Source organism: Tardiphaga sp. GW821-FHT12E02, assembly GCF_058807155.1.
Window position 1 is genome coordinate 3,561,382 of the sequence record NZ_JBXAQK010000001.1, and the last position, 18,201, is coordinate 3,579,582.

Sequence of the window (18,201 nt, forward strand, 5' to 3'; positions counted from 1 at the left end):
TTGGGATATGAGAAGACTTTTTCTATCGACCCTGATGCTTCTAGGTGTTGCGGCCGGTGCGGGTATCTCTCCCGCCTTGGCCCAGGATAAATTGTCGGTGCGGCTGGATTTCTCGCCATGGGGCGTACAGGCCGCGATGCATCTGGCCCAGAACCGCGGCTGGTTCAAGGAAGCGAAGCTCGATGTCGATGTGCAGGACGGCCGCGGTTCCGGCAACACGATCCAGCTGGTGAATGCAGGCCAGGTCGATGTCGGTCAGGTGCAGGTCGGGCTGGTCGGCTCCGCGCGTGCCAAGGGCGCGACCATCCGCTCCATCGCGATGTTCCAGCGCAAGACGGATCTCTGCATCCTGGTCGACAAGACATCGCCGATGCAGAAGGTCGCCGACCTGCGCGGCAAGAGCGTGGTGGTGTTTGCGGCAAGCCCATGGGCGCCTTTCATCGATGTCTATCTGAAGTCGGGCGGGCTGACGCGCGACGATCTCAAGGTCGAAGTTGTCGATCCGGCCGCCCTGTGGGGCACCTATATCGCCAAGCGCTCGGATGGCCTGATGTCGACCATCGGCTCGGCGCTGCCACTCGCGGAGGCGAGTCGCCCGTCGAAATGCCTGTTGGCATCGGATGCGGGGATCGCGTTCCCGAGCTACGGCCTGGTTGCACGTGATGACGTGATCGCTAGCAAGGGGCCGGCATTGAAGCGCCTGATCGAGGTGCAGCAGCGCGCCTGGCAGCATCTGCGCACCAATCCCGAGGATGGCGTGAAGGCGATGATCGCCGAGCGTCCGGACGCGAAGCTCGATCCCGTGGTGCTGCTCGGGCAGATCAAGCTGACGCTGGATTATTTCGACACGCCGGCGGCGCAGGGCAAGCCGATCGGCTGGCAGGCAGCGGCTGACTGGGAAGCCGCGGGCAAATCGATGGAAGCTGCCGGCGTATTGCCGGCCGGCTGGAAGGCGGCAGACTATTACACCAACAGCCTTATCGAGTAACATGTCCGGTCCTGTCTCATCAGAAGCTGCGGCCTATGTTGCGCTTGGTCGCGTGGGGAAGACATATGCGTCCCCGCGCGGCCCGGTCGCGGCACTGGTCGACATCAATCTCGATATCCGGCCGCAGGAATTCGTCAGCGTGGTCGGCCCGTCCGGATGCGGCAAGAGCACGTTGCTGAAGCTCGTTGCCGGTCTCGAGGCCACGACATCCGGGACGATCGATATCGGCGGCAAGCCGCTCGATGGCACGCCGGACCGGCTGGGCGTGGTGTTCCAGCGCGATGTGCTGCTGGACTGGCGCACCATTCTCGACAATGTCCTGCTGTCAATCGAATTCACCCGCAAGCCGACGGCCAGTGAGCGCGCGCGTGCGGAGGCCCTGCTGAACCGGTTTGGCCTGGGCGGTTTCGAACATCGCTATCCCTGGGAACTGTCAGGCGGCATGCGCCAGCGTGCATCGATCTGCCGCGCATTGCTGGCCGATCCCGATCTGTTGCTGATGGATGAGCCATTCGGCGCGCTCGACGCCATGACCCGCGACGATCTCAATATCGAACTCGCGCAGATCTGGCAGGATACGCGCAAGACCCTGCTGTTCATCACCCATTCCATCGCCGAGGCGGTGTTCCTGTCGGACCGGGTGGTGATGATGAGCAAGGCACCGGGCATGGTGGTCGACATCATCACCATCGACCTGCCACGGCCGCGCCTGCTTGCGGTGCGCGACACGCCGGAATTCGCGGCCTATGTGCACCGCATCCGTCATCACTTCGCCGAGTTGGGGATCGTCAAGGAATGATGCGTTTCGTCAGGCGCCTGTTTGTGGGAGACAATGAGACACGCGACGTCATCGTCGTATTAGTGGCGGCGCTTGTGCTGTGGGAGGTCGGCGTACGCGTATTTCAGCCATCGCCGCTGATCCTGCCGGCACCATCGGCGATCTTCGCTGCATTCCTGGAAACCCCGGGTCTGTTCCTGCGTCACCTTGGCTTTACGCTCTGGATGACATGTGTCGGATTCGGGCTGGCTGTCGTGATCGGCGTCGCGCTGGCGGTCGGCATCGTTTATTCGAAGTTTCTTGAACGGACGATCTACACGCTTCTGGTGGCGCTCAACTCGATTCCCAAGGTCGCGCTGGCCCCGCTGTTCGTGATCTGGATGGGTACCGGTCCGGAGCCCAAGATCGCTATTGCACTGATGCTTGCGATCTTTCCGATCGTCATCGACATGGTGTTGGGCCTGCGTTCAGTCGATCCCGATATGCTGGCGCTGGCAAAAGTCTCGAAGGCGCCGCCCTGGGCCGTGCTGGTCAAGATCCGTTTCCCCTGTGCGTTGCCCAGCCTGTTTGCGGGCATGAAAGTGGCGATCTCGTTCGCTCTGGTGGGCGCCATTGTCGGTGAGTTCGTCGCCGGCAGCCGCGGCATCGGCTTCCAGATCCTCACGGCGCAAGGGCAGTTCGATACGGTGCGCGTCTTCGTGTCGCTGCTGTTGCTGGGCGTCGTCGGCACCGTTCTGTTCTTCCTGGTCGATTATGCCGAGCGGCTGTCCCTGCCATGGCACGTGTCGCAGCGGGGACGTCATCAACCATCCCCCGATCGGGCATGATCGGCGGCCCGCGATCGCTGGGCACGCTGGCGCTGATCGCGACGGCAGCACTGTGGGGCAGCAATCACGTGGTCGCCCGTGCCGCGCGCGACGCTGCGCCGCTGCCGGCGCTCGTGTTCTGGCGTTGGCTTCCGGCGCTCCTTATTCTGACTGCGGTTGCCTGGCCCGGTCTCCGACGATGCTGGCCTGACATTCGGGCGCGACTGGGCGCGCTGACGATCGGCGGTGTCGTCGGTGTCGGCCTGTTCTCGTTTCTTCTGATCGGAGGCGCCTATCAGAGTCCTGCCATCGAGGTCGGCTTCATTAATGCCACGACACCGGTATGGGTGGTGCTGCTGAGCCGAATGATGGGGCAGGGTGAGATCACACCGAGAGGCTATCTGGGGTTTGCCCTCGCCTTTATTGGTACGATCCTGATCATCGGGAAAGGCGATCTGGCGCAGTTGACCAGACTGCAGTTCAATCTTGGAAATCTCTGGTCGCTCTTGGCGGCGATCTCTTTTGCGTGGTTTTCTATCCGCGTGCGCGATTGGTCGCCCGTCATTGAAACGCTGCCACTCACAGTGGTGACAGCCTGGGCGGGGCTCATCGTGGTGTCGTTACCGGTCTACACGATATGGGTAGCCACCGGCGGCCCCTGGTTTGCCTGGAGCGATGCCGACATGGCTGTTTCGCTTGGCGCCATCGCCTATACGGGACTTGGCCCGACCATGCTCGGCAACGTGTTTTATCTCTATGGCGTCGCCACCAACGGACCGACGCGCGCCGCAGGCTTCCTGTATCTCAGCCCGCTATGCACCGCGGTGTTCTCCATCGTGTGGCTCGGCGAACACCTGGCCTGGTATCATGTTGTCGGTATCGCAGCAATTTTCGCCGGTTTGATGCAGTTGGGACGCGTCGGGCAAGACAAGAAGGCGATGTCGTAACTACCGAATATCGGCGCATCCCAACCGGAAAAGCACCCGCGTCGAGAGCTTGTCTGTCAGCGCTTCTCGACTGACGCGTCGGGTCGGCAGGAATAAAAGCAACGCAACGTTCGCTGCGAAGGCCTATTCGGAACTCCGATCAAGACGCGGAATCTGCGCGTAACAACGTTCGCGATTCTGCACCGGATTGGCGATCCCAGCAGGACTCGAACCTGCAACCCGCGGAGTAGAAATCCGCAGGACGATGAGTCTAATCAACGACTTATTGGGATGGTGCTGTCATCGTGCTGTTACGGCAGAGTAAACGAGAATTTCGTCTCTTTCTGCTCTGTGGGCCGATCAAGTCGGTGGTACAGGACATAGAGCTCTGCGCGCTTATTTTTTCCTGCTTCAAGGCTCGGATCTATCGAGATGAAACCTTTCCAAGTGCCGCGCTGGAATGCGGGAATATCTTCTATCTCGCCAACACCAAAAGCGCTGGCGCCCCCTAAGCCGCGCCCAGGCAACAGGCCCGGCTGCCCCAATCTCGAGAGTGTTGCGCCTTTTGGTCCGACAATTGCTAGTTGCTCGAACACAATTCGAGCGTCTGCTCGGTTTTGAATATCGATGTCTAAAGTCCATAACCGACCGCTATCGCCGACTGCTCTTGCGGACGGGTCGACGATCGGCAACTGAGCATTTCGATCACGCGCGTCGCGCTGCTCTGCTAGTGCGAATTGTTCGCGCGTATAGTAAGCCGAAAAGCCCGATGCACCCAGCGCGCAAACCGAAACTACAAGAGCCAGACCAGCGATCTTTTCGGATGTAGTCACGCGGTGACCCCCTTGATTAGCCGATTTTGAATTTGCTCTGCGGCTTTCTGATCCGCTTCGGCATCCTCGAAGAGGTGGCCGTAGACGTCATAGGTCACCTTGATCGACGAATGGCCCATCAGCTTCTGGATCTGCTTCGCGTTATGGCCCTGTTCGATCCAAAGGCTGGCGCAGGCATGGCGCAGTGAATGCATGCCATACTTGCCCGACTGCGAGATCTTCGGCTTACCGGCGTCGTCCAGCGCCGGCTTGCCGTCTGCCTGCAGTACCTGCCGCGTTTCGGTCAAGCCGGCTGCAATCAGGATCGCTTCCAGACCGCGTTCGGCCAGGTTGGAATGGCTCTCCACCTTGCCGATGCCGTTGGGGAAGGCCAAATCAAGCTCACCTTTCGGGCAGACAAGTTTCCATTCACGCAATGCGTTGAGCGCCATAGGCGGGCAAGGGATCGAACGATAGGCGGCCTTAGACTTGAGTTTGCCGATTTTATGCGAAGCGTCGGCGCGCTGTGTCAGGTTCAGCCGCTTGGCCTCAAAATCGATGTCGGCCCACTGCAAGCCACGAAGCTCGCTCGCGCGAAGTCCGCAGAAGATTGCGACCAGCATGACCGGCCTCCAGCGGCCTGCGGCGCCATTGATGATGGCGTTAAGCTCGGCCTTGCTCGGAATGACAGCGCGGGGATCATCGCGATCAGGCAGTGCCAAATCCAGTCCCACGGTCGGCGCCGTGCTGGCCAGCCCCCGCCGACGGGCTTCCTTGAAGATACCGCCGACTGAACGGACCACGCGCTTGACCATTTCCGGCGATCGGCCGGCCCCGCGGAGCGCATCCGCGAAAGCGTGCATGGCCGGCACAGTCATGTCAGCAAGCTTTTTCGCCCCTATGAAGGGGATGATATGAAGATCGACGTGCTCTTCGTAGCCCTTCACGGTCATCCGCTCGAGGCCCTTGTCCTCGCACCGTTTGAGCCATAGCGCCGCTGCATCCTTCACGGTCGGCGATACGCTCGACGCCGTGTGCAGGCCGCGCTTGAGGTCGTGCTGCACGTCGACAAGCCAGGCTTTGGCGTCTGTCTTTGTTTCAAACAGCTTTGCGCGGCGCTGACCGCCGCCGTCGAGATAGGCTGCTTCCCAGCGTGTTTTGCCTGAGGGCAGGGTGCGTTTACGAACGTTCGCCATGGCTTCAGATTTCCTCAACCGAGCTTGAGATTCATGAACATGCGATGAAGATCGATCAATGTGTACGTATCGTATTCACCAGCCTCTCGGAGTGTCTTGGGAAGGTGAGAAAGCTTGGCGTATCGGATAATTGGTTGTTGTTGGTCGGATCGCCCGATTATCAGAAACGTGTCGCGAAACCCGCGGCCGCTGTTCGTATTCAGCAATTCCAGAAATGCGTTGTGCGCATGAACCAGAACGGATGATGCCGCAACTGCTGACGAGCCAGTTCCGTCGATCAGAGCTTGAAGAAGGGCCGCCTCGATTACCCCCATGTGGTCGTAAAGTCGGGCACGTCCGGTACCAGGATTCTTGTCTCCGACCGGCTTGATGAGGCCTTCCTTCGTCCAATTACGCAGCCGATCGGTTGCCGCTTGAAGGCCTTCGCGAGGCCTCTTTATTTTTTCCGCGACCTGACCCGCCGTGAAAGGACCGGTTGTTAGTTTATCGGAACGAGAAGGCATGTCTGGTACTCAGTTGCACTCGGCGTGAATAAGGTACCTACTCCCTCTTGTCAAGTGGATGCAAATCAGTCGTAGTCGACGAATAAGGGAGTAACTCCCTTATGTCAGCTAGGAGATGATCTATGGGAACCGAGGTTGGAGAAGATCTTCTGCGCGGCGCGAAGCGCATCGCGGAATTTATCAACGAAGACATGCGCTCGACCTATCACAAACTATCCACGGGTTTGATCCCGGCAGGCAAGGAGGGGGATCAATGGATCGCTTCTAAGTCAGTGCTGCGCCAGCACTATGCCAAGATCACCGGCGCGCAGGCGGCTTGATAGGTGCAGGTATCAGAAGCGACGAAGCCGGCCACCGCGCGATACGGTGAACCGGCTTTGAAAAACGAGCTGCTTGGCGGCGGGCTCGATCCGGAAAATAGCGAAGCTGTCCTGAGCCTTCAAGTGGCAAAGCTCGCTCGGCGATGCGCGATCAGCACAGCGATGGCGGCTATTGTCGCGCCCCTAGCTTTCGGGGAGGTGCGATCATGACCGAGGCAAAACGCCCCGAATGCGCGACTTGCCGGTTCTTCCACCCCTATGTCGAGACGTCAGTTTTTCTTACGAAACGGACTGACGACGTGCCGGCCGGCGAGTGCCGGCGGTGCCCGCCTCGTTTGCCGAGATACCCCGACCACATCTCCGATACTTCCGGCGGCGTCTTTCCCGTCATGTGGAGCGATGCATGGTGCGGTCAATACGAGGGCGCCTCAGATGCATAGTTTTGAGATCGGACAGACCGTTCAACACAGCGACTACGGCATTGGCCGGGTGACGTCCGTCGATGGGAACGTGGTGCACGCTGCGTTCCCAGGCTACGGCGCCCGCGTCATTCACGGCAAAAATCAACGAAGGCGCAATGGCGGCGCTCCGTCGCGGGACATCATGCCCGCGCCGTTCAATGTCACACCTATCCGCGCCACGCCATTTGCCTGGCGCCCGCGTTCGGCAATCCCGATGCGTGAGTGGCTTTATGGTCGCCTACTGCTTCGGAAATTTGTCAGCGGCACCATCTCGCCGGGCGGTGTTGGCAAGTCTTCGCTGATTACCGCTGAAGCGCTGGCCATGGTGTCGGGATACGATCTTCTCGGTGCAGAGCCAAGCGGAGCGCTACGTGCCGGCGCGCTTCGCGTCTGGCTGTGGAACCTAGAGGATCCTCAGATCGAGACTGAGCGTAAGATCCAAGCAGCGACGCTACACTACAACCTGGAATCGACTGACATCGAAGATCGTCTGTACGTCGATAGCGGCCGCGACCAGCCTCTGGTGATCGCAACCAACACACGCAGCGGCGCCATGATCGTCAGGCCCGCGGTGGATAGCCTTGTAGCCGAAATCGTTGCCCGCCAAATCGACGTGGTGGTGATCGATCCGTTCGTGAGTTCGCATGAGGTCAGCGAGAACGACAATACGGCCATGGATATGATCGTGAAGGAATGGGGTAGGGTCGCCGACCGCGGGGATTGTGCCGTCCATCTTGTGCATCACACGCGCAAGATGGGTGGCACCGAGCTTGAGGTGACGACGGACAGCTCGCGCGGCGGCAAGGCGCTCACCGATGGCTGCCGCGTGGTGCGCACCGTCAATCGCATGTCCGAGGCCGAGGCAGCCAAGGCCGGCGTCGAGAACAGCCGATTCTACTTCCGGACCTTCAATGACAAAGCCAACCTACAGCCGCCAGCCGACCAATCGGACTGGTTCAGGCTGATCAGCGTCGATCTCGGCAACGGTCCACTCCCTGGTGGCTTCGGCGGCGACAGCGTCGGCGTCGTGACGACATGGCAGTGGCCTGACATCGCGCAGAGCATCAGTGCCTCGGATTTCGATGCAGTAGCCAGAGTGATCCGGGGAGGCCAGTGGCGCGAAAATATCCAAGCCAAGGATTGGGTAGGGAACGCTGTTGCGCAGGCGCTGGACTTGGATGTGACAAACAAGGCTGAGAAGTCCAAGGCGGCGTCGATGGTCAAATATTGGCTGGCTGCTGGGTCGCTGAGAGTGTTTGAGAGTGAGGACGCGGCGCGGGTCAAGCGCAAGTTCGTCGAGGTGGCGGACCATGTCGACGACTAAGATTTGCAACACCTCAATTCGGCTCCTTATCTGCAACGCTACACCACATCACCCTAATAAATAGGGTGGTGGTGTTGCAGCAATTGCTACGGGTGCAACGTCGTTGCAACACTTATGGTGTTGCAGGTGTAGCAAGGTAGCCATGGGTGATGATGTCGGTATTACCGATTTTATCCCGATCCCCTACAGATCAGCTTTCGACAACGCGACGCAACTCGTCGGTCATCGTAGTCGCCACTCAGCGCACAACATCAAAAGCGAGTAGCGGATAATGTATCCGTGTGTCCCGAATTCCTCTCGTGTTTTCAACGCACTGCGAGGCGTGCTGTTTTCGTGCTGTTGACGTGAAAACGTTTGTAGCAAGCGGAATCATTGTGGCTATTCCGCGCGATACTTTATCGCGCATGTTCGTGGACATGAGCCGAGCCCGCACCATATCTGCACGCTGCACAGTCTGCCGCCACCCTGAAAAGTGGCGGATCGAGCTGTTGCAGGCCGGTGGTGCCAGCCTCGATCGGCTGGCTGACAAGTTCAACCTGCAGCGCGACGCCATCCATCGCCACTACCGGAACCATGTCAGCGACGAGCTGAAGGCCACGTACCTGGCCGGTCCGGTCCAGCTGCAGGAGTTGGCCGAGAAGGCGGCCGATGAGGGGGGCTCGATCATCGACCACTTGCACGCTGTCCGGGTGATCCTCATGGGCAACCTGGCCAGCATGAACGAAGCTGGTGATGGGCGTGGCGTGGCCTATGTGGCCGGCCGCCTGACCACGACTCTCGAGGCCATTGCCCGCATCACCGGCGAGTTGGGCAGCATGGCCCAGTCCATCAACGTAACTAACAACATCGCCATCCTGGCCGAACATCCGGCATTCGTTCGGGTCCAGGCCGCCATGCTGAACGCACTTGCGCCATACCCTGAGGCGCGCACGGCAGTCGTCGTGGCCTTGCGCCGTCTCGACGAAGAAAACGCGCCCGCGACTCCCGCTGCGAAGGTGATCGACCATGTCGCAGCTTAGCCTCGCCACCAAGCTCGCCGAGACGCTGGCAGATGGCGGCTGGCGTGCCAAGGCGCGACCATCACAGCTGGCGCCTGAGGGCGACTGGAACGGGTGGCTGGTGATGGCCGGTCGCGGGTTCGGGAAGACCCGGACCGGTGCTGAGTGGGTCAAGGAGCAGGTCGAGGCTGGCAGGGCCGGTCGTGTCGCACTGGTGGCACCGACTGCCAGCGATGCCCGCGACGTCATGGTCGAGGGGCCGGCCGGTCTGCTGGCCACCGCTTCGCCGTGGTGCCGACCCGAATACGAGCCGTCCAAGCGCCGGCTGACCTGGCCGAACGGAGCGCAGGCCGCGACCTTCAGCTCAGAGGAGGCCGATCGATTGCGGGGCCCGCAGCATGACCTGGCATGGTGCGATGAGGTCGCCGCATGGAACGAGCCGATTGCGACCTGGGACATGCTGGAATTCGGTCTGCGCCTTGGCAAGCGGCCGCGCTGGCTGGCGACCACCACACCGCGACCGATAAAGCTGCTCAAGGCCTTGCTCGCACGCACAGATGTAGCTGTGACGCGGGGCAGCACATTCGATAACCGCGACAACCTCGCGCCAACCTTTCTTGCGGCGATCGAACAGCGCTATGCCGGCACCAGGTTAGGTCGGCAAGAGCTCGAGGCCGAGCTACTGACGGACGCGCCCGGCGCCTTGTGGCAACTCGACTGGTTGGACCGCGACCGTGTGAAGTCTGCGCCTGAGCTTCGTCGCATCGTCGTGGCGATCGATCCCGCCGTGTCAAACAACGAGGGCTCCGACGAAACCGGGATCATCGTCGCAGGTAAGGACGGGGCAGGGCACGGCTACGTACTCGAGGATCTCAGCGGCAAGTACGCGCCGCATGAATGGGCCGCCAAGGCGGTTGGCGCTTATCACCGATGGAGCGCGGACCGTATCGTCGCCGAAGTCAACAACGGCGGCCAGATGGTTGAGAGCACCATCCGCATGATCGATGCGAAGGTCGCCTACAAGGAAGTGCGTGCCACGCGCGGCAAGGTGATCAGGGCCGAGCCCGTGAGCGCGATGTACGAGCAGGGCCGCATCCACCACGTGGGCGGCTTCTCAAAACTTGAAGACCAGATGGTCGAGTTTACCAGCGATTTCAGTCGCTCCAGCGCCGGGTATTCGCCCGATCGCGTCGACGCCCTTGTGTGGGCGATGACCGAGCTCGTGGTCACCGGTGCATCCACCTACGGCATGTTGAACGTCATTTGAGGAGAATGGAAATGGGATCGGTATCTGTTTTGAAGACGGGCGCGACGCTGACCATCGAGGACCGCATCGCGCAGGCGCTGACTGGCAGCCCGGCGTCAATTGAGCTGCGGGGCTTGCTTGATGATGTCCGCGAGGCCGTGCGCGCTGCGCAGGACGTGGCTGACGAGGCGCGTGAGAAGGCGCTGGATCCAATTTTGCCCGCCGTTGAGGTAGAGAGCGCGCGCAGGGTGCTCGGCGACTCCGAATTCAGACGGGACCGGCTGAATGTGGCGGTTGGCCGCCTTGAGCTCGCTCATAACGAAGCGCTCGCACGCGAAGCCGAGAGCGAGGGGCAGAAACGGTGGAATGCAGCGTTGGCGGAGCGTGACGCATTGGCCGCGGAGCTCGCCGAGACTTATCCCGTGATATGCAATCAGCTCACCGACCTTCTGCGCCGGATTGCTGCGAACGATGCGCGCATAGGCATACAGGCGCCGTCAGCCGAGGCCGTAGCGCGGTCGGCTCCGGAATATTGGGACGTCAGACCGTCAGCGTCTTTTCGGCGGCTCACCACGATGATCCGCTTGCCCGCCTTCGAGCAGACCAATCACAACTTCGGCATGGCCTGGCCGCCGAGCGCTTAGCCACGCGCAATTGAGCGTTCGCGTGGTCATCGGCGGGAGGGGCGGATCTCCTCTGGACCTCCCGCCATCAAATTTGAAAGGGACGACAATGATTTTGAACGATGCACTGACAATCGACGGCATGCGCCGGACCAACGGCGGTTATCTGGCGGTCAGCGCAAAGGTGGCGCGTGCCGGCAATGTCCAGATCTATAGCGGCGCCGAGGTCGGTAAGCCTCACCTGAGCGTTGTGCGGGTTTATCGGCCGGAAGCCGAGGTTTTCAACCAAGACACACTCAAGAGCTTCGCGCATCGCCCCATGACGCTCGGGCATCCATCGTCGGCTGTCACGGCGGACAACTGGAAATCGAGCGCCCGCGGCTGGACCGGCGACGAGGTGATCCGCGACGGCGACAGTATCCGGGTCAACATGCTGCTCGCCGACGGCGACGCCATCCGCGCTGTGCAGGACGGCACCAAAGAACTCAGCGCCGGCTACGACTGTGAGCTCGACTGGACCCCCGGCACCACAGTCGACGGCCAGGCCTACGACGCCAAGCAATCGAAAATCAGAGCGAACCACATTGCCGTCGTGCCGCAGGCGCGTGGCGGATCAACCTTGCGAATTGGAGACAGTGCGATGCAGACGATGGATTTGGCAGCGATGACCCTCGATCATGTAGCGGCGCTGCCCGGTTATGACTGGTGCCGCGGCCGCATGGAACGCGACGGCACACCATCCGAGCGGCATTACGCCATGCGCGACATGGCAATGGCCTCGGCCGGCGGTCAGCGCATTGTCGCAGCTCATGACCACATGTCCCAATCGATGCAGGACGCTTGGCGCGGTGGAGCGCCGAAGCGCTCTGACGGTCCGGAGTTCGCGAGGGACGGCCGACCGATGGCTAATCTTCAGCCGCAGGAGCAGGCCTATGAGCGCATGCAGGCTGGTCTGCAGGATGCATGGAAGGCGGCCTGATCTAACCAATCATCACCGATAAATTCTATTCCCGGAAGGAAAATGAATGTCAGACGACGCAGAGCGCGGCACGGTCAATTTTGACCTAGATGGAAAGCAGCGAACGCTGAAAACTTCGATCAAGGCGGCTAAGCTGGTGAGCGGCGAGCATGGCTTTCAGATAACGCTGGCTAGGCTCTCATCAATGGATCTGTTGACCTACATCAACGTGGTCGCTGCCGGCCTTGAGGTTCGCCCAGTCGAGATCGAGAACGCGGTGTGGAGGACTGGCCTTCCGGAGCTGACCGAGCCCTTGTCTAAGTTCGTGCTGTTGCTCGCAAACGGCGGCCGATCGCTGGCCACTAGCGCGGGAGAGTAGCGCATGTCCGATGTCGCCACGCTTGGCATTGCCGTTGATAGTTCGCAGGCAAAATCGGCCGTCGGCGATCTCAACCAGCTTTCTTCGGCCAGCCAAAAGGCAGAAGAGGCCGTCTCGCAGCTCGCCCAGGCCGGGGCCAAATCGGAATCGGCGCTGAAGTCCATCCAAGGAGCCGCGCAACGAGCGGGTGTATCCGTCGAGGACTATCGTGCGCGCACAGCGAAGTTCAACGCCGAGTCCGAGAAAATGGCAACGGCGTCTGCCACGGCCGCTGGCGCGATGGAGAAGCTGTCGGCCGCCGCAAAGAGTGTCGCCTCGGGTGGCGGCATCATGGGCGGCCTTACCGGCCTGCTCGGCTCTGCCACCGGCGCGTCGCTCATCCTGCAGGGCATCACTGCTGCCGCATCGGCGTATTACGCGCTAACAGCCAATAGCGGTCCCGAGGTAGAGGCCACGCTGGCCGAACAGACCCGGCTGCTCGGTGCAGTGAAGGACGCGTACCGCGATGCAGCCGATAAAGCTGGATCCTTCTATCACCAGTCGAAAGCCATCCTCGAGCTGCAGACCTCGCAAAACATCAATGCGTTGCAATCGGGCATCCGAGATCAGTCGTACAATTTCCTGCGCGCTCAGGTGCCAGTTGCACCGCAATATGATCCGGGCGGCAACGCGTTCGGACAGAGCACATTCGACACTGGTAACATGGGCGCGTTCAAAGCCGCCTACGAGGAGCTCGCCGGCACAATCGCGCAGGGCGCACCGGCGATCGAGAAATTCCGGAACGCAATCGCCGACATCGGCAATTCAAACCCCGCGCTCGCCAGCGTCGCGAACCAGATCCTTACGGCTTCCCAAGAGGCTGGAATCGCCGCCGACAAGGTCAAAGACATGCAACGCAGTCTTCGCCTGCTGCAAGGGAACGCAACAAAGGACGATCGTGAGGCACTCGGTCTATCAAACCGGGTTCGTGCACCGGCTCGCGACCCCTTCGATGGCGCGGTCGTTTCGGCCAGCCGACACATCGCCGCCATGAAAGCCGACGTCGAGGCCGTCGACAAGACCGCGGGCGCGCACGCCCAACTGAGAATGGAAGCTCAGCTTCTCGAAGCCGCACAGCAGAAGGGAACGGCCGCGACTGAGGCGCAGAAGCAAAAGATTGCCGAGATGGGGCAGGCGGCGAACGACGCAGCCATGGCGCTGGCGCGGGCGAACGTGAACAGCAACATAAAATTCGGCCGGGATACCGCCTTCCTCACGCGGGATGAGGTGGCGATCGCCAGCCAGCTCCGCGCGCTCTATCCAGATGTCACTGCCGCACTGCAAAGCGCAGAGGCGGCGCAGCTCCGTCTCAACGCTACGATGACGGACTTTGCCCAAACATCACTCACCACCCTCAGTGAGGCGTTCTGCGACCTCGAAACCGGAGAAGCGGCATGACCAGCATCATCACCATGAAGCACCCTGACGCGCTGTACCTGCTCACGGACAGTGCGAGCTATGACACTGCCGGCGTTGTTGTCGGGATCGAGGATAAGACGAAGATCATCCCCGACATCGACATGGTCATCTTCACCCGAGGCCCCACTTTTGCACGCAACGTGTTCGCCCTGGCATTCTCCCACCGATTCTCGTCTTTCGACGAGTTCGTGGCGGGTGCCGCAGATCATGTCCGCCAGGCGTATTTCGAATACGAGTACCTTTTCCGACAGAACCCTGAGCCTGATGTCGAATTCTACTATGCTGGGTGGTCGGATCGGCGGCAGCGGTTCGAAGCCCATATGATGCGATGCGGGTACGCTGATTCCGCCTGTCACACTGAAGCCAAGACGGCGGAACGCATCAAGGGACGCTACATCAAGCAGGTTCTTCACGCGCCGTTCATCCCCTATGAGATCGGCAATTTGGGCATTGCGCCTGGCGTCTTTAACCCCGACACGCTGAAGGCAGCGGGACTGCCGATGCATCTTGGCACCATGGAATGGACCCCTGAAGTCGACATGCTGCAGATCATGGAGATGATCCGCCGCACCCCATGCGCGCGCTTTGCGGACCAGTGCAAGACGATCAATTGCGGCGGCCGCGCAGTGCTGACCAAGATCGCCAAGCGAGGAATCACCCAGAAAATGCTGGTCGAATGGCCAGACGTTGTCGGCGAGCCGATCATGCAGCCGGCGCCGATCGACTGGCAGAAGTGGCGTGATGTAAATGATTTCCGGCGGCGCCTGGCCACACCGCGCAGCCGGGCGCTGGCGGCATGATGACCACCGAGCAATCGCTGCTGCTGATGGAGCGCGTGGATATCGTCTTCGGCGAGCTCGTCGAGGCCGGTATCCCGCCGATGATGGTGGCGAACGAGATGATGGCGCGTGGGTGGGCCTCCACCTTCATGTGCGACATGGAAATCGCGCGAGAGCGGGTCTGCGAGTTCTATGACGAGATAGCGAAGGCTGCGACGAAAGAGGCCGAGCGCATCGGCATGAACCGACACGCGCGCCGTGCGGCGAATTCGAATGTCAAGCGGCGGTGAATTAGTCGCCGCAACGTACAATAAGCGGCGTAGGCTTTCCGCTGGCTGTGAAGTCACCGTAGCGAATTGAATAATCATTCTGCTCGCCTCGGTTCATAATTGTTCTGATCTTTCCGTCTGACTTGGTCAGAACAAGTGTGCGATCTTCTCGTTTCGGTTTGTAATGGCGCAGCTTTACCGTGAGTGATTGATCGGCGTTGATTGCGACATCGATCACATCGCTTGTTCCACCCGGAAATTCGTAAATAAGCTTGCCGTCAGGCTCATTTCTGTATGCGAGGGCAATGTTGTTCGTCAGGTCGGCGGGCTGAGAGCAGTCTGACCGCCATGACCCCAGCAGACCCCAAGACCTCGCCACCTCTGTCGTTGAGGCGATGGCCTGATCCATCGGAAGAGCAAGCAGGGCGAGTATTGGAAGCGACTTGAGCGTCACAGCTAATCTTTCGCTAACTTTGCATTCACTGCTTTGATTACGATCTCCGCCCGATCGAGAGTTTCGGTGACTTTCGCATCTTTGCCATCCAGAATCTGCGGGTTTCTGATCAAATAATCAGCCGGGCTGTAGTGATCGAATTCCGGGATCTCTGGCGGTAAAAGCTTGAACGCGTTCTCGGTTTGCTTCAGTAAACGCACGCTACCAGCGGCACTAGCGGCGAGTTTTGAAGCTGAAAGTACGTTCTTCTTGTCGAGTGCGAAGGCTCCGTTGACGATATCGAGATATAGATCCGGAGAGAATATGTCTTCGACATCTGCCTCCGTTGCTCCAAGTAACTCGGCGAACGTCATCAGTCGGTCATTGCCTAGCAGTTTTGTGTTACGCAGATTGTCGAGCTTCTTCTTATCTGCTTGAGAGTAATCGGTCAGGGCAGCGATGTGCAGCTTTGCTCCAGAGAAAAGAGCAACGAAAGACTGTATTTTGTCGATGCCGCCCGCAGGACAGATCGTCCACTTCGGATCTAGCGCCGTACGCCCGCGCTTTTTGAGCGCCGCAGATAGTGCATGGAAGTACAGAACGTCGCCGGGCCCTTCAACAAGCAGGGTGTTTTTACCGATGAAGAGTGATTGTGTTATGTCATAGCCAAGAGCGCCTTGGAGAGGGAAGAGCGAGTCCTGATCGACAACCAGTGTCTCTTGCGAGATTTTCGTCCCGTCAGTAGTCCAACTCCCGCCACGACCTTGCTTGATCTTATCTTCTACGATCCGGCATTTATCGAGTTGATCGGCTGGCACCATAAACGGCGAGTGTGTGGAAAAGATAAGCTGATGATGCGGAAGAAGCTTGTCGCTAAAGTATCGCAGAAGATCTTCCTGAGCCTTGCCATGCAGTGTCAGGCCCGGTTCGTCCAAAAGTAATAACAGGTCGCCGCCAGTTTCTCGAACTTGTGCAAACTTCACAAGAAATGAGAAGAACCAGATAAACCCGGCGCTGCGTTCAGAGAAAGGGACACTGACCCGGTGAAGAGTGTTTTTGACGCGGCTGCGAACAATCGTTCCGTCGTTAAATGGCGGTGGATCGCCGGCTTCTGCCCTTGTGACGCGCACTTCTATTTCGAGGTGCGGGTTTTGAGTCCAATATTCTTTCAGTTGGTCGGTGATGTTGTTTGAAGCGCCTTCACATCGCGCATTTAGCGACTCATATGTCACAGCGTTCGTTATCTCTGCTGCTGACGTGCCGGCGTATTCGAGAAAATCAAGGAAGACTTGTTCGCCTTGCTCGATTGGGCCCTGGTTCATTCGATGTTGGAGCGTATCTACGCGAATTTGCCCAACCATGCGATCGTAGTGGGAGAAGTACATGAACTTCGGCAGGCGCTGCAGGATGAGCTTGTTCATGTAAGCTCGGGTGCTTGCCGAGGGATATTTATTTATCCGGTCAAGCAGTCGTTGCTGGCGCTCACTTCGCTCTGCAATTGCCGTTAAGGTTTTAGCGAGAACCTGCGTGTTGGCCGGAGCACCGAGCGCCTTCTTCTCCGTCGCGGTCAGCCTCTCATCGTCGATAAGGTGTTGAACTACTCCGCTGTAATTGACGTCGGGATCCAGCTCGGGGGCGCTGGCGCCATACCGCCTTAAGATCGTGACCTTGTCAGTCAAGAGCGCTTGTTCACCCAATTCTTCGCGGATCTCCGCGTGCACGTCCCTGTCTATTGACCAGACAGTGGTGATCACGATCGCCTGGTCGTCGGGATGGCGCTTAGCGTAGTCCTGCAAGTACCTACGCGGGTAATCGGTCTCTTTGTCGAACACCCGTGGTGTTGATGGGTGGGGGTTCAGACCGGTCAAGGCTTGAAGAATAGCCGTCTTGCCGGCTTCGTTTTTCCCAACAAGGCAAACCATGTTATCGGCGGCTACTTCGCCGGAATCTTCGACACTACGATAGTTCGTGACGCGAAACGAAAGCAGGCGCATTTCCAGTTCCCCATTGCTGCGGCATCCAAGCGCAACCGCAGCGGGAGGGCAACGGGACTCTAGCCGCAGCGGACGGGTGTCCACAGTCGCACGTCGCGCGACGCGCCGTGGCTCGTTGTGCGGTTGCTGATCTGGCTCTATCGCAGGGTAACTTGAACCTCAGGCATCCTGCGATCCGTCTGCGCGTCACCTGTGACGCCGTCACGTGTGACGCCCCAAACCTCGACACCCCCCCGTTACTTCCCCACTTCTGTAACGCTTAATTCGGAATTATTACGCGGCTGTAATGTCGCTTGGTGTGCCAGTTTGGATGTCCGATTGTGGGCTTGAGGCTCAATAAATCGGCAGGTCCTGTGTGCCTCACACAGCAAAAAGCCCGCCAGGAAGGGCGGGCCGTGATCGAACGATTGTATGCTGAATCAGCGCGGGTTTTCCCCGCCCCCAAGCTCTGCGGCGGTAGGCGCGAGAGCGACGTGGAGCTTACCCAAAATTTCAGAAAAATCAAGCCCTACCGGTAGAGAGGTGATTAAACTTATCTTGATAAATCAATGGCTTATTCACCCCCCTAGGCATACAAAATAAATGAACGTATTTGTAGAGAGTAAGTTAGACCGGAGTATCTGGCCGGTTTGACGTGAGGAGGGATCCCAGGGTGGGGCTGGATCTCAATCAAGCTCATCCAGGTTTTGAGTAGAGCCATAAAGGAGGGATGCAATGGCAACTCTTCAAGTTAGTCTGATGCAATTGTTGAGCGTAGTGAAGCCGTCAAAGGACGGCAACAAGCGCGCGCGTGAGTTTGCTCAGTGGGCCTACAAGAAGACCAATGGTCCAACTCCCGAATTGAAGCGGGTGTATGGGGCTTACTTGGAAAATGAGCGACGACGCAAAGAACAGCAACGAAAAGGCTGACCCGGACTCCGTCGAATTCAAGCGGCTCACTGCAGAGTGCA

At 59.5% G+C, this 18,201-nt stretch carries 20 protein-coding genes; 15 read left to right on the plus strand and 5 right to left on the minus strand.

Annotation, left to right across the window (positions count from 1 at the left end; all coding sequences use genetic code 11):
* Window positions 1-7: 7 nt before the first annotated feature.
* The 4 genes from AC1RQ5_RS16910 to AC1RQ5_RS16925 are packed head-to-tail and all read left to right on the plus strand — an operon-like array spanning window position 8 to window position 3,519.
* A complete protein-coding gene (locus tag AC1RQ5_RS16910; RefSeq protein ID WP_493200455.1) occupies window positions 8-988 on the plus strand; it encodes an ABC transporter substrate-binding protein in 981 nt (326 codons plus the stop codon).
* A gap of 1 nt (window position 989) precedes the next feature.
* Window positions 990-1,787, plus strand: coding sequence for an ABC transporter ATP-binding protein (locus AC1RQ5_RS16915; protein WP_398479542.1), 798 nt, complete (start codon window positions 990-992; stop codon window positions 1,785-1,787).
* The gene (locus AC1RQ5_RS16920) at window positions 1,784-2,593 is read left to right on the plus strand and encodes an ABC transporter permease (RefSeq protein ID WP_493200458.1); all 810 of its coding nucleotides are present in this window, start codon (window positions 1,784-1,786) and stop codon (window positions 2,591-2,593) included. Before AC1RQ5_RS16915 ends, AC1RQ5_RS16920 begins: the two co-directional genes overlap by 4 nt.
* Complete coding sequence (locus AC1RQ5_RS16925) at window positions 2,590-3,519, plus strand: DMT family transporter (protein WP_493200460.1); 930 nt, start codon at window positions 2,590-2,592, stop codon at window positions 3,517-3,519. Before AC1RQ5_RS16920 ends, AC1RQ5_RS16925 begins: the two co-directional genes overlap by 4 nt.
* Window positions 3,520-3,809: 290 nt before the next feature.
* Here AC1RQ5_RS16925 and AC1RQ5_RS16930 read toward each other — a convergent pair whose 3' ends face one another.
* From AC1RQ5_RS16930 to AC1RQ5_RS16940, 3 genes are read right to left on the minus strand one after another with little or no spacing between them, the layout of a single operon-like run.
* A complete protein-coding gene (locus tag AC1RQ5_RS16930) occupies window positions 3,810-4,331 on the minus strand; it encodes a hypothetical protein (protein WP_493200462.1) in 522 nt (173 codons plus the stop codon).
* The gene (locus AC1RQ5_RS16935; RefSeq protein ID WP_493200464.1) at window positions 4,328-5,506 is read right to left on the minus strand and encodes a tyrosine-type recombinase/integrase; all 1,179 of its coding nucleotides are present in this window, start codon (window positions 5,504-5,506) and stop codon (window positions 4,328-4,330) included. The genes AC1RQ5_RS16930 and AC1RQ5_RS16935 overlap by 4 nt, the downstream gene beginning before the upstream one ends.
* A gap of 14 nt (window positions 5,507-5,520) precedes the next feature.
* Complete coding sequence (locus AC1RQ5_RS16940) at window positions 5,521-6,009, minus strand: MerR family transcriptional regulator (protein ID WP_493200466.1); 489 nt, start codon at window positions 6,007-6,009, stop codon at window positions 5,521-5,523.
* Window positions 6,010-6,131: 122 nt separating this feature from the next.
* On the opposite strand from AC1RQ5_RS16940, the gene AC1RQ5_RS16945 reads away from it, so the two are divergent.
* From AC1RQ5_RS16945 to AC1RQ5_RS16990, 10 genes are all read left to right on the plus strand, one after another.
* The gene (locus AC1RQ5_RS16945; protein ID WP_493200468.1) at window positions 6,132-6,329 is read left to right on the plus strand and encodes a hypothetical protein; all 198 of its coding nucleotides are present in this window, start codon (window positions 6,132-6,134) and stop codon (window positions 6,327-6,329) included.
* A 432-nt stretch (window positions 6,330-6,761) separates the two neighbouring features.
* A complete protein-coding gene (locus AC1RQ5_RS16950; protein ID WP_493200470.1) occupies window positions 6,762-8,114 on the plus strand; it encodes an AAA family ATPase in 1,353 nt (450 codons plus the stop codon).
* 374 nt (window positions 8,115-8,488) lie between these two features.
* On the plus strand, window positions 8,489-9,133 hold the full coding sequence (locus AC1RQ5_RS16955) for a hypothetical protein (RefSeq protein WP_493200471.1): 645 nt from the start codon (window positions 8,489-8,491) through the stop codon (window positions 9,131-9,133).
* On the plus strand, window positions 9,120-10,379 hold the full coding sequence (locus tag AC1RQ5_RS16960; RefSeq protein WP_493200473.1) for a DNA-packaging protein: 1,260 nt from the start codon (window positions 9,120-9,122) through the stop codon (window positions 10,377-10,379). Before AC1RQ5_RS16955 ends, AC1RQ5_RS16960 begins: the two co-directional genes overlap by 14 nt.
* Window positions 10,380-10,408: 29 nt before the next feature.
* Window positions 10,409-11,002: a hypothetical protein gene (locus AC1RQ5_RS16965; protein WP_493200475.1), complete on the plus strand. Its 594-nt coding sequence runs from the start codon at window positions 10,409-10,411 to the stop codon at window positions 11,000-11,002.
* A 22-nt stretch (window positions 11,003-11,024) separates the two neighbouring features.
* The gene (locus tag AC1RQ5_RS16970; protein ID WP_493200477.1) at window positions 11,025-11,960 is read left to right on the plus strand and encodes a DUF2213 domain-containing protein; all 936 of its coding nucleotides are present in this window, start codon (window positions 11,025-11,027) and stop codon (window positions 11,958-11,960) included.
* A 46-nt stretch (window positions 11,961-12,006) separates the two neighbouring features.
* Complete coding sequence (locus AC1RQ5_RS16975; RefSeq protein WP_493200479.1) at window positions 12,007-12,318, plus strand: hypothetical protein; 312 nt, start codon at window positions 12,007-12,009, stop codon at window positions 12,316-12,318.
* A 3-nt stretch (window positions 12,319-12,321) separates the two neighbouring features.
* Window positions 12,322-13,755, plus strand: a complete 1,434-nt coding sequence (locus AC1RQ5_RS16980) for a hypothetical protein (RefSeq protein ID WP_493200480.1) — start codon at window positions 12,322-12,324, stop codon at window positions 13,753-13,755.
* Complete coding sequence (locus AC1RQ5_RS16985) at window positions 13,752-14,576, plus strand: hypothetical protein (RefSeq protein ID WP_493200482.1); 825 nt, start codon at window positions 13,752-13,754, stop codon at window positions 14,574-14,576. The genes AC1RQ5_RS16980 and AC1RQ5_RS16985 overlap by 4 nt, the downstream gene beginning before the upstream one ends.
* Complete coding sequence (locus tag AC1RQ5_RS16990; protein ID WP_493200483.1) at window positions 14,573-14,845, plus strand: hypothetical protein; 273 nt, start codon at window positions 14,573-14,575, stop codon at window positions 14,843-14,845. The genes AC1RQ5_RS16985 and AC1RQ5_RS16990 overlap by 4 nt, the downstream gene beginning before the upstream one ends.
* A 1-nt stretch (window position 14,846) precedes the next feature.
* On the opposite strand, the gene AC1RQ5_RS16995 is transcribed toward AC1RQ5_RS16990, so the two are convergent.
* Together AC1RQ5_RS16995 and AC1RQ5_RS17000 are read right to left on the minus strand one after the other, a co-directional pair.
* Complete coding sequence (locus AC1RQ5_RS16995) at window positions 14,847-15,278, minus strand: hypothetical protein (protein ID WP_493200485.1); 432 nt, start codon at window positions 15,276-15,278, stop codon at window positions 14,847-14,849.
* A 2-nt stretch (window positions 15,279-15,280) separates the two neighbouring features.
* Window positions 15,281-17,251: an AAA family ATPase gene (locus tag AC1RQ5_RS17000; protein WP_493200487.1), complete on the minus strand. Its 1,971-nt coding sequence runs from the start codon at window positions 17,249-17,251 to the stop codon at window positions 15,281-15,283.
* Window positions 17,252-17,965: 714 nt separating this feature from the next.
* Here AC1RQ5_RS17000 and AC1RQ5_RS17005 point away from each other — a divergent pair.
* Complete coding sequence (locus tag AC1RQ5_RS17005) at window positions 17,966-18,160, plus strand: hypothetical protein (RefSeq protein ID WP_493200489.1); 195 nt, start codon at window positions 17,966-17,968, stop codon at window positions 18,158-18,160.
* The last annotated feature ends 41 nt before the right edge of the window (window positions 18,161-18,201 follow it).

What these genes read in the sequence shown, in the direction of transcription:
- AC1RQ5_RS16980 (WP_493200480.1), top strand. Translation starts at nt 12,322, where the DNA reads ATGTCCGATGTCGCCACGCTTGGCATTGCCGTTGATAGTTCGCAGGCA.
- AC1RQ5_RS16950 (WP_493200470.1), top strand. Translation starts at nt 6,762, where the DNA reads ATGCATAGTTTTGAGATCGGACAGACCGTTCAACACAGCGACTACGGC.
- AC1RQ5_RS16925 (WP_493200460.1), top strand. Translation starts at nt 2,590, where the DNA reads ATGATCGGCGGCCCGCGATCGCTGGGCACGCTGGCGCTGATCGCGACG.
- AC1RQ5_RS16985 (WP_493200482.1), top strand. Translation starts at nt 13,752, where the DNA reads ATGACCAGCATCATCACCATGAAGCACCCTGACGCGCTGTACCTGCTC.
- AC1RQ5_RS16945 (WP_493200468.1), top strand. Translation starts at nt 6,132, where the DNA reads ATGGGAACCGAGGTTGGAGAAGATCTTCTGCGCGGCGCGAAGCGCATC.
- AC1RQ5_RS17005 (WP_493200489.1), top strand. Translation starts at nt 17,966, where the DNA reads ATGGCAACTCTTCAAGTTAGTCTGATGCAATTGTTGAGCGTAGTGAAG.
- AC1RQ5_RS16920 (WP_493200458.1), top strand. Translation starts at nt 1,784, where the DNA reads ATGATGCGTTTCGTCAGGCGCCTGTTTGTGGGAGACAATGAGACACGC.
- AC1RQ5_RS16910 (WP_493200455.1), top strand. Translation starts at nt 8, where the DNA reads ATGAGAAGACTTTTTCTATCGACCCTGATGCTTCTAGGTGTTGCGGCC.
- AC1RQ5_RS16990 (WP_493200483.1), top strand. Translation starts at nt 14,573, where the DNA reads ATGATGACCACCGAGCAATCGCTGCTGCTGATGGAGCGCGTGGATATC.
- AC1RQ5_RS16935 (WP_493200464.1), bottom strand. Translation starts at nt 5,506, where the DNA reads ATGGCGAACGTTCGTAAACGCACCCTGCCCTCAGGCAAAACACGCTGG.
- AC1RQ5_RS16975 (WP_493200479.1), top strand. Translation starts at nt 12,007, where the DNA reads ATGTCAGACGACGCAGAGCGCGGCACGGTCAATTTTGACCTAGATGGA.
- AC1RQ5_RS16915 (WP_398479542.1), top strand. Translation starts at nt 990, where the DNA reads ATGTCCGGTCCTGTCTCATCAGAAGCTGCGGCCTATGTTGCGCTTGGT.
- AC1RQ5_RS17000 (WP_493200487.1), bottom strand. Translation starts at nt 17,251, where the DNA reads ATGCGCCTGCTTTCGTTTCGCGTCACGAACTATCGTAGTGTCGAAGAT.
- AC1RQ5_RS16940 (WP_493200466.1), bottom strand. Translation starts at nt 6,009, where the DNA reads ATGCCTTCTCGTTCCGATAAACTAACAACCGGTCCTTTCACGGCGGGT.
- AC1RQ5_RS16960 (WP_493200473.1), top strand. Translation starts at nt 9,120, where the DNA reads ATGTCGCAGCTTAGCCTCGCCACCAAGCTCGCCGAGACGCTGGCAGAT.